Origin of the sequence: Bradyrhizobium cytisi, assembly GCF_008123515.1 — a bacterium.
Lineage (GTDB): Bacteria > Pseudomonadota > Alphaproteobacteria > Rhizobiales > Xanthobacteraceae > Bradyrhizobium > Bradyrhizobium cytisi.
On the sequence record NZ_VSSR01000181.1, the window covers coordinates 1 to 559 of the forward strand.

Here is a 559-nt window from a genome sequence, read left to right on the forward strand (position 1 = left end):
GGCGTCGGCAAGAGCTGGATCGCCTGCGCACTCGGCCACAAGGCATGCCGCGATAATCGATCCGTCTTATATCATCGCCTGCCAAGGCTGTTCGAAGCTCTTGCGCTCGCCCGCGGCGACGGACGCTATGCGCGGCTCCTCAAGACGCTATCGAGGGTCGATTTGCTCATCCTCGATGATTGGGGCCTCGCCCCGCTTACCGGCGAGCAGCGTCGCGATCTCCTCGAAGTCGTCGACGATCGACACCAGCGCGGATCGACCATCATCACCAGCCAGGTACCGATCGAAAATTGGCATGAGGTCATCGCCGACCCGACCATCGCCGACGCCGTCCTGGATCGGCTCGTCCACAATGCTCACCGCCTCACACTCAAGGGAGACAGCATGCGAAAGATCACTGCGCAGCGCGCCAATCTTGACGCAGCCAAAAAAACCTGACCCAACTCCTCATGCCGGCAACGACACCCCGGCCGCCTTCGTCGGAACAGGTGGCCGCCTTCGATCGGAATGCATGGTCGCGTTCAATCGGAATCCCTGGCCGCAATCCCCGGAATCCGCA

Annotated in this window: 1 protein-coding gene; it reads left to right on the forward strand. The window is 61.9% G+C overall.

Annotation, left to right across the window (positions count from 1 at the left end; genetic code table 11):
• On the forward strand, nt 1-438 hold a 438-nt coding region (locus tag FXB38_RS42460), incomplete at its 5' end, for an ATP-binding protein (protein ID WP_187435540.1).
• Between the last annotated feature and the right edge of the window lie 121 nt (nt 439-559).